The 14,435-nt window shown below is 44.5% G+C and carries 7 protein-coding genes; 3 read left to right on the plus strand and 4 right to left on the minus strand.

The window, feature by feature from the left end:
- Positions 1 to 23: 23 nt before the first annotated feature.
- A complete protein-coding gene (locus K3T83_RS42490) occupies positions 24 to 4,988 on the minus strand; it encodes a caspase family protein (protein ID WP_220209210.1) in 4,965 nt (1,654 codons plus the stop codon).
- A gap of 1,171 nt (positions 4,989 to 6,159) precedes the next feature.
- Between K3T83_RS42490 and K3T83_RS42495 the strand changes: the two genes are divergently transcribed.
- On the plus strand, positions 6,160 to 6,684 hold the full coding sequence (locus K3T83_RS42495; protein ID WP_220209211.1) for a TIR domain-containing protein: 525 nt from the start codon (positions 6,160 to 6,162) through the stop codon (positions 6,682 to 6,684).
- Complete coding sequence (locus K3T83_RS42500) at positions 6,681 to 7,532, plus strand: macro domain-containing protein (RefSeq protein WP_220209212.1); 852 nt, start codon at positions 6,681 to 6,683, stop codon at positions 7,530 to 7,532. The genes K3T83_RS42495 and K3T83_RS42500 overlap by 4 nt, the downstream gene beginning before the upstream one ends.
- 233 nt (positions 7,533 to 7,765) lie before the next feature.
- Here the strand turns inward: K3T83_RS42500 and K3T83_RS42505 are convergent, their stop codons facing one another.
- Positions 7,766 to 9,907, minus strand: a complete 2,142-nt coding sequence (locus K3T83_RS42505) for a pentapeptide repeat-containing protein (RefSeq protein ID WP_220209213.1) — start codon at positions 9,905 to 9,907, stop codon at positions 7,766 to 7,768.
- Positions 9,908 to 10,911: 1,004 nt separating this feature from the next.
- Here K3T83_RS42505 and K3T83_RS42510 point away from each other — a divergent pair.
- On the plus strand, positions 10,912 to 11,763 hold the full coding sequence (locus K3T83_RS42510) for a macro domain-containing protein (protein WP_220209214.1): 852 nt from the start codon (positions 10,912 to 10,914) through the stop codon (positions 11,761 to 11,763).
- Between the two features lie 157 nt (positions 11,764 to 11,920).
- Here K3T83_RS42510 and K3T83_RS42515 read toward each other — a convergent pair whose 3' ends face one another.
- Complete coding sequence (locus K3T83_RS42515) at positions 11,921 to 13,027, minus strand: pentapeptide repeat-containing protein (protein WP_220209215.1); 1,107 nt, start codon at positions 13,025 to 13,027, stop codon at positions 11,921 to 11,923.
- A 303-nt stretch (positions 13,028 to 13,330) separates the two neighbouring features.
- Positions 13,331 to 14,068, minus strand: coding sequence for a toll/interleukin-1 receptor domain-containing protein (locus K3T83_RS42520; protein WP_220209216.1), 738 nt, complete (start codon positions 14,066 to 14,068; stop codon positions 13,331 to 13,333).
- Positions 14,069 to 14,435: the final 367 nt, after the last annotated feature.

The following is a 14,435-nucleotide window of genomic DNA, read 5'->3' on the forward strand; positions in this document are numbered from 1 at the left end:
GCTCCGAAAACGGAATGATCTCCTCAAGATGTTGCCTTTTCAAGAGGATCTTCATAACTCACTTGAAGGAAATTTTCTACCTCCTGAAAGACATTGAACAAGGAAGCACCTAAATCGTGGTGGAAGCGAATCAACCCAGCCGTAAGGAGAAGTATTTGGACTGCTTCGTCTCTCGTATTGGTACGTTGCCAGGATCGTTGTATGAGGGCCACGACTTGCTCATACTGTTGAGCCTGGGATAACCCCGCTGCGAGTACAGCTAACGCTCGCGCTTGCCCTCTTGGTCGTTGAATGGAGTTGATTATCTCCTCTGATTGCCTGAAAAAGCGAGTTGCTTGCTCCGTGAAGCCTACTTGCATCGAGCCTACGCCCAAATCTGTTAGTACTGCGGCTTGCTCAAATGCTCCAAGAGAATGAGCTATTCTCTCCGCTTCACTCCAACGGCCCTTTTGCGCTAGTAAGGTTGCTAAGGCTACTAAGGCTAATGTTCTGAAAGCATCATAATGAGATTCGGATTGAATAGTGCGTGCTATCTTTTCTGCTTTGCGCCAATGTTGCACTCGTGCTTGTTTGAGAAGGGTGGTGAGTATCTCCTCCCCACCGTCAATGTCTACGCTATATGGGGAATGGTCAGATCGAATCAAAATTGCAAGCGTTTGTAGGGGAGAATGTGGGAGAGAACGAAAAATATCTTTGATACGAGCAACACGAGTACTCATCTCTTCCTCCCGCAGTAATGCATCTAGCAGATCGATTTGTTGATACTGATTCAATATCTGCGTTCCAGCCTCCCATGCCAAACCGAAGAAACGTCTGGCATGAGAGGGTTGCTGTGCCTGCTCTAAGGCCCCTGCCAAGTCCCCAAACGCCTCCAGCCTGTCTTGAGATATAACAAAACATTCAATTGCTTCTTCTACTTCATCTAAGAGGCGACGAACGGCTTCCCACTGCTGTACATGAACGAGGGCCAAAATCAACGCATGCAATCCATTCACCCGCTCTTCTAAAGAAAGGGTGCTTACGATCTCTTCTGCAAGATTGAAGAAACAATAAGCGTACTCCTGCTGCTCCATCAAGACAAGGTAGGTAGCAAATTCACTCAAGGCTCTTGCTTGCTGATATGAACTTGCAGCATATTGTGCTTCTATTAACGCGATAAAAGGTGTAGTTCGTTCCCATTGCTGTGCCTGCGTGAGGGCTAAGGCAAGATCACTCAAGGCTTTAATCCGTTCTTCAACTCTGGTGATACTCAGAGCAATTTGTTTTGCTTGTTCCCATTGCTGTGCCTGCGTGAGGGCTAAGGCAAGATCACCCAAGGCTTTGATTCGTTCTTCAACTCTGGTGATACTCAGAGCAATTTGTTTTGCTTGTTCCCATTGCTGTGCCTGAGCCAAGCCAGATGCTACGTGTCGCAGAGCCATCGCTTGCCGATTCGTACCTGAAATACTCCGCGCAACCTCCTCCGCTTTTTTCCACTGCTGTGCTTGAGCTAACACGAAGGTAAGTTCTTCCAATAATAGCGACTGCCAACCGCTATGCCCAATAGCATCTATAGCCATTTTTAATCGATGAAAAAGTTGTTCTGCTTGTTTCCACTGCTGTGCTTCCACCAGCACCGAAAGCAATCGTATAAGCATTCTTTCCCGATCTTCTGCCTCTTTCTTCTCTCGTGCTATTTCTTCTGCTTGAAGAAAAATTTGTCCTGCATATTTCATACGCTTTGCTTTTTTGAGTTCTAAAGCTAGTTTCGCTAACACCCTTACTCGTATATCAATATCTTGAATATTTCGAGCTATCTCCTCCGTTTTCTTCCACTGGTGCGCCTGAATGAGTGTTGAAGCTAGCTTCTCCCAGGTAACAGATTGCCATTGAGGTTCCCGAATGCTGCGTGCTTGTTTTTCTATCTGAGGAATATATCGTCGGGCATATCCCCGCCGTTGTTCCCGCGTCAGCGCTGAAACAAGTCCACAGAGTGCTGACGCCAAACTCGAAGCATCTTGAATAGCGGGTAGAATGAGTTCTGCCTGTTTCCATTGCTGGGCTTGGGCCAATGCACAAACAAGTTCACTCAATGCTCCGTCGCGTCGTTGGTCATCCCGAATGCTTCGCGCCATCTTCTCTGCCTGTTCCCATTGTTGAGCCCGAATCAATATTGAGGCGAACTCTTCTAATGCTCTTGATTGGGTATAAGAATCGTTTTGAAGACTTCGGAGTAGAGCTTCTGCTTGCAAAAAAATTTTTTGAGCATGTTCCTGCTTATGTACCTGTATGAGCGCTAAAGCTATTTCCTTTAATATATTCACCCGATCTTCGATATCCTGAATACTTTCTGCTACCCTTTCTACATGTAAGAATGTTTCCTCTGCATATTCTCCCATGTGTGCTTGAGCAAGTACTACAGCGAGGCTCTTCCATGCCTCTGCTTGCAGCGTGATGTCAGTAAGGCTCCAGATAATCGTTTCAATCCGACGAATGATTGCCATTCCATCTTGTCTCTTCTCTGGTTGCTTCATAAGCACGGGAATGAGTAAAAGCAAAATTTCGATCTTTTTTTCTGGTTGTGTAAGGAGATCGGTCAGATTAAGCACTTCCTTTTCTTTGCCCAAGCTTAACATAGTTTGAAATAATTGCTGTGGATACTGATCTACAATATTACGCAAACTACACCGCAATAACGTATAGCGCCAAAGTCGAACCAAGTGCTCCAAACTTTCTTCTAATGTCCAATCACTCCAACATGCGGCCTGGCAACCATACCATAGATCCTGCATATATAACTGTCCACCAGTATCAAAACGCTTTTTCTTCTTTCCATAGACCCCTTCATCTAACACAGTAAAAAGCTGTTTCCAGCAGTGAGCGTGGTACAGATGGGTGATATAGTGTTGGCGTGCATAACGGCGGCGATCTTTTTCAAAAAGGCTAGATGTGTTCTCTTCCCAGATGTTCTCCATCCCATACATTTCACACCAAGCAATAAAGCGTGCATGCCACCCTTGTATATCCTCTCTATCAAAAACGTAGTTTTTCTTGGGAGAGGTTTCCTTCTGAGAGAGATGCTCACGAAATTTGAGATGAAACAAGCTATAGCGTTGCTGCTCATCAATGATCACAAGACCGCCAAGCCGTTCCAATCCCAAGTTGACCAGCTCACCATCGACGTTCGATTTCATCGCAAGGTTGAGCAACTGTTTAAGCTGTTCCCGCATGAGAGGCTCTTGTGCAGCAAGCAGCAGACCAAGCACAGGTTTGATGACAAGCGCCCAGAGTGAACCCTGCTGGCGGAGGCGATCAATAGTCAATGAAAATACGTTGTCTGGATCATCGATAAGTCGCCGAACGATCCCCTCAACATACAGATCTGTTAAGCCTTGGGGGACAGCGAGTTCTTGAGCAACAAGATCCAGATAGAGAGCGTTTTCTCCTAACATGGTGTAGAAGCGATCTGCGAGAGGACGTTTCAGAATAACACGGTGATGGGCTAAGATGAGATTAAAATCATGGCGACTCAGGTTGGGCAAGCGATACTCCTGAGCCGGTTTGAGCAGATCGAGAGGGCGCAAGGTATCGTTGGGGCGAGTTCCCATAACAAAGGCGATACCAGGCGGAAGTCGATCTGGACCTTGTGGCAAAAAGCTGAGATCACGCCATCCCGTGTGCGGGTCCGTTTGCAATTGATCCAACCCGTCGATGAAAATGAGTTCCCGTCCCCCCTTCTCGGCAATCTCTTGGAGGATTCTGGGAAAGGCTTCCCCAAGCGCCGCTCGGCTCTCACTGGCCACATACAAATCCGAAAGATCATATTTAAGAATGAGCCGAGCCATCAGATTACGCAGCAGCACCACTTGATAATCGGGAGGTGGTGTCAGTGGGATGAAGTGGAAGGCCACTCGCTCCAGATTGCCTTGCGCTTGAGATTGTGCCTCGATCAGTTTGGCAATCACACTGCTCTTGCCCTGACCGGCTTGCCCTGTAATGGCGAGATATCCTCCTGTTGAGAGAAGCGCCTCGATCCGCTTGTGTACCTCCCTCAGTTCCTCCTCACGACCCACAAAGCTTGCTAACCGATCTTGCAAGAAGCCAGAATGTTCTGAGAACATCGTACGGAGGCGCTGTTCTCGCTCTACACGTCGTACTCCTTGCTCCAGCTTTTGGCGTTGCTCTCGTGAGAAGGCAAGATGCTTGGCTAAGATCAGGCTACTGCCAGCCCCAAAGAAATGAGGACGCTGCTGAAGAGGCATGCTCTCATCCAAATACCCAAAGAGGCTGGTAAAGGTGACGTAACCCTGTGCGGTGATCGCCTGTTCTTGCTCTCCACACAAGGCAGAGAGAATATGCCCTGTTAGGAGACCATGCCCATCAGCTTCTTTGGCAACCGTCTCTCCTGTGGCAGTGAGCGCCAAACGCACTCCCCCTCGACGGGCAGGACTCTCGGCTCCCGGCTCCCCAAAATAATAGCGTAATCGATGCTGCAATGCATCCAGATACGGATCGGGAGCGCTATCCCGAAATTTGCCTGCATAACAACAGTCCAAAATGATGAGGATGCTTTTCGCTTGCTCATGCTCAAACAAGATCTGACGTACCCAGCGTAGAGAGATCTGTGCGTCTTTGTCACGCTGAATGCGAGCTGCCTTGAAATCATGGCTGACCAGATAGACTTCATCGAGGTCAGCTCCAGTGGGCATCGCTTCGGCATGCCCACTAAAATAGAAGAGTGCTGTATCTTCCTCATTCAGAACATCAGCCAGATCCAAAACCGTATCTTTGATGCCAGCAGTGGTAGCCTGCTCTCCTAGCAACGGAGGAGCGAACAATTCAAAGCCACACGCCTCACTCTGCAAGACCTGAGCCATCGCCTCTGCATCCTCCCCTGCATAGAGCAGAGGCGCTCGATCAGGGGTAGGCTCTCCATTGATCCCAACCACCACAGCCAGTCGTCTCCCCTGCGCTTCTACGTGTGACGATCCTGTCACCTCATCGGACATTGATCCTGCTCACTCCTTCTTTTCAACACAAGACAACCCTTTCTTCTTTTGAAGAGTGTTCTCACCACCCACTCGACTTCAAGAGAAACGCCCTTCTTTCTTGATGCTGCCCAGTATACTACATCTAGAGACGATTCGCATATACTCGTGTACTCATAGTCATAGACGAAAGAGATTCGTGCTTCCCAAATGAGAGCGAGTGCAAGAAATGGGATGAATCGAGAGTATGGCGTTTTCTAGAATCGCTGGTGACACTCCTCTTCCCGCACTTGTCACACCTCTTCCTTCTTGCCCCGATTTCAACAACACCGTACACTCCAGTGGTGCATCTTTTTCGTTGAGAGGCTGGCCGAAGGTGAACCAACCAATTTGTGAAGTGAGTGTGAGTACAGAAGAGCTTGCTCGCCTTCATGTTTCGAGTAGCTTCCTTTCTGACCTCCAGACTTGGAATACAGACCGTCGCCACACTCCACGACAGAGCCGATGCCATCACCAAATGAACTAGTAGGGGCCAACAGTCGTACATCTCACAGAGCGCTTTTTCGCATGGCTCTAGAGGCGATTCCACAAATTTAGCGCTGAGAGGCGATTCTACGGGGTCAGCGACCATCAGAGCAATTCGCCGCAAGACCACGTGACGCTCCTCTCAGCGCGTATCAGTTTTCGGGCTTCAATCTCCAATTTACATACTCCAGGTATTTCCACTCATAAGCTCACCTTGTGCCGTCTCATCGATCTGTCTCGGCTCCACCTTGTCGTTTCTGAGAAAACGCCTCCCAAAACTATCTTTCTGCCCGGGTTTCTTGTTGAGATTTTTTGTGTGAAGACTACCAATGTGAGGTGACGGCCAAACAGATAAATCAAGCGATATAAAATTACCGATTCCATAATATATATAGGCTATTTGTTACCAGATACTCTATCTCGTAAATAGAATAAAATGTATAGCTATACTCGTAATATTGTGAATGAAGTAGTAACTATGTAGCCAGAACCTTTCTATTTTAGACAATAAGTTCTATACATCTGCAAATCGTTCTGTTATAATCAGGAGCATCTCGATAAAGTGATCTCGAAACAGCGTTAAAATGCATAGGTCGAGATTATTAGAAAATAAAAAGCTGTAGCGAGAAAATACCTTTTAATTGACATCTGTAGGAGTCCGTGTTTCATGGCATACCGAAATAAGACCTATATCGCCTTCGATGGCGAAGCCGACCTTTATGCTTATAGAATGATGCAAGCCTGGAGAGAGAACGAACATATAGATTTTGACTTCCACAATGCTCATGACCTCAATACAGCACGTGACACCAGCCAACCTGAAACGATCATAGCTCGTCTTAGAGAGCGGTTGGCTAATACAAAACAAGCTATTCTTCTGGTTGGTGATACAACGCGCTCAAAAGCAGCTAGGGAAACCTCTTTTCTTCATTATGAGGTAGAGGCTGTACGTCGGCGAGGATTGCCAGTCGTGTTTGCCAACTTGAATCAATCTCGAAAAGTGCAAACCTTGAAGTTACCAGAAAGCTTGGCCTCAAATTATTACACGATCTCAGTGGCGTGGCAACCAAAGATTATCAAGTATGCGCTGGATGAGTATGTGGCCGAATTTCAGAATAACCTGATAGCGGACGCCCCAAAGATAGAGCCATATTATTATAAAGACTTCGTGTATGAGGGTTTGGGTTTGTGATAACGTTTCTCAAGAAGGTGTTCGTGGGAGTATTGGCGGCTACAGGCATACTGTGGCTGCCTTTCGATATAAGCAGCTACATCGACCCACAGCACAGGCTGCCAGTATATTGGTATTTTATAGCATTGGTGGTCATCACGCTCGGCATTACCGGCTGGCTGCTCTTCAACCGGAGAACGTTCAGTCACCACTTCCGACGACAAGGTATCACATTCACCATTGTTGTTGGTGACATTTTTGCCTTTGATGACGGTGCTGCTATCAGCTTCAGCGATACCTTTGATACAGAGGTAAGCAGTGAGCTAATCAGTAAGCACAGTTTACAAGCGCTCTTTACGAAGCAAGTGTATAACAATGATGTAAAAGCGCTCGACAAAGATATTAAGCAGGCGCTCCGAAAAAGTAAAGCGCTTGCAACCAAAGACACTTCAAAGCGGATTGGCAAAGCAGACAGGTATCCGCTAGGAACTGTTCTCTGCATCGAGAAGAAGAGTAAACGCTACTATCTCATCGCCATTTCTAAGATGGGAGGGGATGGGAGAGCACAATCAACACAGCAAATTTTCCACGAGTCACTATGTAATCTTTGGACCTGCATTGAAAATACCGCAGATAACGAGACTATTTCCATACCAGTCATTGGCACCGGCAAGGCCAGGCTGTATACTGATTTCGAGCTAGCTCTGAAAGAGATTTTACTGTCTGCATACAGCTATAGCCGCATTACAAGGAGACCAACCAATCACCTCCGTTTTGTTATCAACAAGCACGATGCGAAACACATTGACATGCTCAAACTGAAGGACTTTGTGGAGTCGCTTGATACTACATCTGATGCAGGCTATTAAAAATGGGCCAGTATAGTATTCCACACCGAAAGATATCTGGTAAACCGTTGCAGCCTGCGGCATGATTGGTTCCGCTTCCCATAGCGGCTCCGGTCTTGATAGAGTCCTGCCAGATTGTTTAGGCTTGACGCCGAGTTGGAATGAGCGACTCCTACCTGTTCCTCTCGAACGACAAGCACTCACTAATCACTCTGCGTTATCGATTTTCCATAGCTCTAACCTCAGCATAACCTTTACTTCGCACTGAAGAACCCGTTCTTCTGAATCAGTGCCTTTGCTTTCTTTTCGGCTGGATCGATAACATCCTGAGTTAACGTTTGTAACAAACTTTCCTGATCTGTATAATGATGAAGAGGAAGAACCGAACGATATCCTAGAAAATGCTCGAACATACTATACTCACGATCTGGAACATGCAATAATGGTTGAATAGGAACTGAAGGAAGATTAGGCACAATTGCTTGTAGTTCTTGGGGAAGACTTTTCGCGTCTGTGAGATCGGCAATTACAAATCGAGCCATGTGAGCCAATGTCGAGACCGTTTCTGTAATATCTCGGTTGGCTGGCTTATCAAAGTCAAACAGCACGGGTGTATAGTTCTTCTTGCGCAGTTCGGTTCGCAAGGCATTTAAGATTCTCATTCGCTCAGGTGTAAACCGCCCTAAGATAAGAACAACTTTAAAGGTAATGGTATCGATGATAGTACGGATCTTTTGATTATTGAGGAGCAGGTAAATGAATTGAGCAATCTCTAAATTATCTACAGTGATAGGAGGCTCTTCTGGTGGTGTGATGATTAAATTTGCTTGCACCGCTCCCTCTAAGCACACATTCCATGCAGAAATGGCATGAATGCGACATCCACTGATCTGTGCTTCACTCAGATTGGCTTGAAAGAGGTCTACCCCGCTCAGATCAGCTCTCTCAAGACAGGCTTGGCTCAGATTCGTTTTGCTCAGTGTCGCCCCACGCAAATTGGCCTCAGTGAAATCAACTTCGCTCAGGTTTAGCCCACTCAGATTGGTTTCACTCAGATTCACTCGACTGAGATTGACTTGATAAAGTTGAGCTTTGTCCAACTTCACGGTTCTCAGATCAAGACCGCTCAAATTCGCTCCGCTCAGATTCACTTGGCTGAAATCGAGATCGCTGACAAAAGCGCTACTGAGGTTAACTCTGCTCAGGTTGGCTCCCTTGAACCTGGCATGAAAGAGAACTGCTTCACTCAAATTGGAGCCTGCCAGATGCGTTCTGCTCAGATCAGCATCCGAAAGGATCGCTTGGCTGAAATCGGCCTCGGTTGCATGAACATCATCGAGCCAAGCTCCGTTCAAATCAGCCCTTCTCAGATGAGCATGGTCAAGGATAGCTCCACGTAAAGAGCTTCCTCTGAGATTGGCATCCGAAAGGATCGCACTGCTGAGCTTTGCCTGGAGTAGATTTGCTTCTGTCAATCTGGTGCTGATGAATCTCGTTTCGATCAGAATGGAGTGAGATAAATTGGCCCCGGTAAGATCAGCTTTTGTAAGATCAGCGTGGGAGAGATCCGCTTGCGAGAGATCTGCCCCTTTGAGGCGTGTTTCAATAAGTTTAGCCCTGATGAGAAGAGTTTTGTTTAAGATGGCCCTGGTCAAGTCAATCCTACTTAGATCTGCTTCACTCAGATCCACGCCTCTGAGATCAGCTCCCATAAGATGTGCGTGACTGAGATCTGTTCCTCTGAGATTAGCTTCCTGCAACTCGGCTCCATTCAGCTTTGCATGGCTAAGATTAGTGTGGGAGAGATCTACTTGCGAGAGATTAGCATTGCTTAAATTTGCTCCACTCAGATCGGCTTGTGAAAGATCTATCTTGCGTTGATAGATCTTATCTAGTTTTGGTATCCATGTAATATTCCGGCTATCCCGATCTCTTATTGGATGTAGGAATCTTGGGCCTCCGCCTCCCATCTCCGTCTGCTTGACCCATTTCACAAATTCTTTGCTCAGAAGTGTGTGGCTGAGATCAAGTGACCGTTGGCTTGCCCATCGCAAGAATTCCTTGCTCACTTCTCTCTCTTCCTCTTCGTCAGTCCCTATCCAATGCAAATATTGCTGGCTGAAGGCAGTTCTACTCAGAACCAGTCTTCTCTGTATAGCCCATTGCAATAAGGCCACACTCAAAGTGGTTTTATTCAGATCGAATGAGTCTTGGCTTACCCATTGCGCGAATTGGCTGCTCAGATCCAGTTCATTTGAAGCTATGTTGGCCAACTCTGCTAAGTCAAGATAAGCAATTTCCATGAGCGTTGCCTCGATGTTCCTCCGTATCTTTCTCCAGTAGTTCCATATCTTTACTCCTTGTTTGAGAATATCAAGATGCTCTTGATTTGCCATTTCATGTTCCTCTTCTCTCACGCTCTCTATAAGACTATGTTCTCTCCTTATCCAATAAAATAAGGTGGAGATAAGCTGGTTCTGCCTTCTACCAACCTAATTGGTTGAGGAGGACTGACAATTACCAAAACGGAGCTGGGCGGCGAAAATACAAATGCAACAAAAAGCATAGGGATTTATTCAACACCGAACTTCATGAGCAGACTGACATGATCCGATCACTTCTATCAACATCTTGATCTGTGCCTTTTGGTTGCACTTACCCTGGCTACTTGCTCGTAAGTATATGGATTATAAAATATGAGAAGGAGTAAATAGGTAAGGAGTAAAGATAATTCATGCAAACTGCTCTCTGCAACTTTATAATCATCGATAAACATATCACTAGGTAATAGTACTGGACAGGTAAATATATGTCTGCTATACTTTCCATAAATAAAATACGGATTTTTCCTCTATCAAAGAGAAATAGTAATTGCACAAGATATGAGAAGAGAAATGCGTGGTATAGCTTATCGAAATAAAACATATGTTACATTTGATGGGGAAAAAGATATATGGGTGCATCATATGATGCAAACATGGGAAGAACATGAGCAGAGAGATTTCAATTTTTACGATGCTCACGATATCAACAGCGCAAGAGATACGAGTTCCGAGAATCCATTAAAGCGCAGCTACGAGAACGCATGGCAAATACAACACAAATGATTTTACTGGTAGGGAAAAAACAAAATACTTGCATAAGTTCGTTTCTTGGGAGATTTCCCTTGCCCGAAAAAAGACATTCCTATTGTTGTAGTGAATTTCAACAAAAAGCGCGGGTATGATGTGGCACTCTGATCATGAGCGATAGGAACTAAAGTATATACCATGCATGTTGCATTCCATATGAACATTATTCAGGACGCGTTGGATGATTTTGCAGACCATTACCAGAAATACAAGAGTATCAGAACGGGAAATTATCGTTATCTCGATTCTGTCTACGAAAGTTTAGGTCTATGAAACTAAAGGGATACAAAAAAACTGCTTTATCTCGACAGGCTTTCAGAAGACTCATTGCATCCTTTTTCCAAATCCTGGGATCAATAGCCTTGTTGTTAGGGATTTTGGACATATTATTTCCAGGTATCCTCCAATTTGGATATGAAGGAGTCATAGCAATTGGAGGCATATCTCTTGCAGGCTCTCTTCTTTCTTTACGCCCGAAAAAAACAATTTCTCATCAATTATCAGTGCCAGACACCAAGATGACTATTAAAGTGGGAGATTTATTTCAAGAAGATTCCAACCTCGTCATTGGTGTAAGCGATGCCTTCGACACTGAATTAGGAGATATCATCAAGCCCACCTCGATCCAGGGACAATGCTTAACGAACATTTATCAGAATGACAGAATTCGTTTGGATCAAGATATTAACACAGCACTCCAGGGGATTTCTGGTAAGATAGATAAACAAAAGACAAGAGGGAAAAATAAACGCTATCCCATCGGGACTGTTGCAACCTTATCAGTGGGGACAAAAAAGTATTTTTACTCGGCATATAGCTATATGGGAAACAATCTGAAATGTGAGTCAGACATCAAACGACTCTTGGTCAGTTTGGAAAAGTTGTGGGAGGAAATTCGAGTAAAAGGGCAACATGACAAAGTAGCAATGGCTGTGATCGGTTCTGATTTAGCTCGTATTGGAACTGCCTCTCATGCCGATTTGATAAAACTTATTGTTCTCTCATTTATCCTTGCTTCTCGCGAGAAGTTGGTCACGCCAGAGCTAATTATCGTGATTCATCCAAACAATGTAGGAAAAGTAAACATGCTGGAATTGGAAGATCTCTTGAGAAGCTTCTAGATTTGGTAGCTCATGAGAAAAAAGTGAAGCATCTTATACTGCTGAATCATGCAAGGGAAGTGTGAAAGACAGAACAATCTGGTGTTTATCAGAAAACGTCATGTCCTCTCCAAAGATACATTCAAGAACCAAATTCTCCAACAGACTCTCTCAATGGTTAGCAATTGAATACTGCGTCTAATGATGCCTGTCTTTCTTGGAATTTTTCTTCAGCAGGTTGAATGACGCTTGGAATGAGCAGTTCTATCAAATGTTTTTTGCTGCGAAACTCAACAAGGGGTAGTACCCAAGGATACCCCAAGAAATCACGGAACAGAGAGTGAGATCTCTCCTTCTCTTCAAGAAGAGGAGCAAAAGGTATTTTAAAATGTGGGATGGTTGCATAGAGTTCTTGGGGAACTGATGGTCCGCTGAGATCAGCAATGACGAACCGAGATAAGCCTGCAAGGATCATGATAGTTTCTGTCAAGTCTCGACTTTTAGGTCTTGCAAAATCAAAGATTATTGGAAGATAGTTTATCTCTCTCAGTTTGTCAGCGATAGCATATAATAGTTCGAGACCATTGTAATCAAAACGACCTAAGAGGAGAACACCTTTGTCTATAACAGAGTTGATTACTCCACGAAGCTTCCTATGTTCAAGAAGTAAATAAATGAATTGAGCTATTTCAAAGTTATCCACCGTGATAGTAGTTTTACCATCATCAATAATGAGATGAGATTGTACTGTGTCTTGCAAGTGAACACGCCACGCAGAGATGCCGAATATAGAACATCCTGTGAGATTTGCTCTTGTTAAATTTGTACTCACAAAGCTGGCTGACGTAAGATTGGCTGACCTCAGATCAGCTTCACTGAGGTCAGCGCCGTTGAAGTTCGTCACGCTTAGGTCTGCTTTGTGAAGAACTGCTTGATGGAGATATGCTCGTGCAAAAGTAGCTCCCTCACAGTTCGCGCTTTGAAAGTTTGCTTGTTTGAGCCATGCTTTATAGAGGTAAGCGTCTCTCAAGTAGATGTGGCTGAGATTGGCTTTCTCAAGATGCGCTTTCCAAAGACGTGCATTGCTCAGATCGGCTTCGCTTAAATTTGTATTATTCAGGTTTGCTCTACTGAGATCAGCGCCTCTCAAGTTTATTCCACTGAGGTTGCTTCCCTCCAAATCAATCTCACTCAGTTGTAGAGATTCATCAAGATTTTTGCGTCTCCACTCATTCCAAATCTCTACCCCTTGTTTGAGGATGTCAAGCTGTTCTTGGTTTGTCATTATGTTTCCCTTCAATCCTTCAGCATTTAGATACAGTTCACAAGCAAATTTGCTTTTAAAGAAGAGTCTGTTATCGACATGTATATACTTCCCATCGTTAGCACGCACGTCCATCACTATTTCCAGATAAGAACCTCTTTTCTCTCGGACATCTTTTCTCTGTAATATCTCTAATTCGTGTTATAAATGTAATTATAGTGATGACTGCTTTGATACAAACACTCTACTTTGTTTTATTTTCTTATTGTGAGGCAAATGTATTTCTACGTATGTGCTTTTAATGCTATATAGATAGAGCATCGATCAACGCAGTGACTTTTCACTCGCTAAATCGCGGATCAGACGTTTAAAAGCATGCTTATAATCATCTGGATTTTTCCAGCTTGAAAAGTTTCCAATGTGGCGTGTTTGAATATCTGTGATCCATCCAGTTTTGATGTGTTCAACAGTATTGTCCAAACGAATTGGAAACAAAACATTTGGTGTTCCTTCATATTCCTTGTGCAAAGCGGTTTCAACCTCATGCTCTACCCATTGACTCAGAACTGAGTGTTCTGAGAGGATAAGAAGAAGTTTCTCGTACAGACGAATAGACTCGTCAATACGTAATCTGATTTTATCACCAATTTTCATATCATGTGGCGCAAACCAACAATCTACCCCAATAGCCTCTAAGTCAGTATGGAGATAGCGAGCAAATTCCTCGTCTTTGTTTGAATAGCTAATGAAGCAAGTATAATAGTGGATCGGTTTTTCTTGAAGGCTTTGTACATGTTCAGGTTGTGCTTCCAGAGCTTTTTTCAACCTATTCTGCTCTTCTAATTCAAAACGTAGTCTTCTATTTTCTTCGCGCAGTTGCACAACTTGCCGCCGCATGATTTTAGCATGGGGATCATACTCCGAGAGTGGTAATACCTCAACTGTGTGTTTCTGCTGTATGATTCCTTGCCTCCGTTCGCTGAGAAGGTGTCTACGGGAGAAAGTACGAGGCAGGATTTCCAGGACTCCATCCATTTGAGAGGTATCGTCAGGTGAAAGCATATCTCCTCCTTCAGAAACGGTGACAAGTTTGACTTATGCTGCGAAATGAAGTATTTAATAATTATTATGTATCAAATACTTGTTATATTCAAGCTGTTAAACAATATATAAGTAACAACTGATGTAGTCGAGTAGTTAGTGTCTTTCTGCCATATGATCATATTTCATTTCTATAAAATACTATTTATCAGTAGGGTACACATTGTTTGATTTTTACCTTCTTGAAGCAGTGTGAGAGGTTCCCCACAGACATACCACGACGCACTAGCTGCCTGCGCCATTGTCTATCCAGGCATAGAAGCATTTGTTCCAGTTGCATGCTTGAGTATTCATCTTCTCATATGCAGCATAGAGGATAGTAGCTACT

The sequence above is a fragment of the Reticulibacter mediterranei genome, from assembly GCF_016587455.1.

What these genes read in the sequence shown, in the direction of transcription:
- K3T83_RS42490 (WP_220209210.1), bottom strand. Translation starts at nt 4,988, where the DNA reads ATGTCCGATGAGGTGACAGGATCGTCACACGTAGAAGCGCAGGGGAGA.
- K3T83_RS42495 (WP_220209211.1), top strand. Translation starts at nt 6,160, where the DNA reads ATGGCATACCGAAATAAGACCTATATCGCCTTCGATGGCGAAGCCGAC.
- K3T83_RS42505 (WP_220209213.1), bottom strand. Translation starts at nt 9,907, where the DNA reads ATGGCAAATCAAGAGCATCTTGATATTCTCAAACAAGGAGTAAAGATA.
- K3T83_RS42510 (WP_220209214.1), top strand. Translation starts at nt 10,912, where the DNA reads ATGAAACTAAAGGGATACAAAAAAACTGCTTTATCTCGACAGGCTTTC.
- K3T83_RS42515 (WP_220209215.1), bottom strand. Translation starts at nt 13,027, where the DNA reads ATGACAAACCAAGAACAGCTTGACATCCTCAAACAAGGGGTAGAGATT.
- K3T83_RS42520 (WP_220209216.1), bottom strand. Translation starts at nt 14,068, where the DNA reads ATGCTTTCACCTGACGATACCTCTCAAATGGATGGAGTCCTGGAAATC.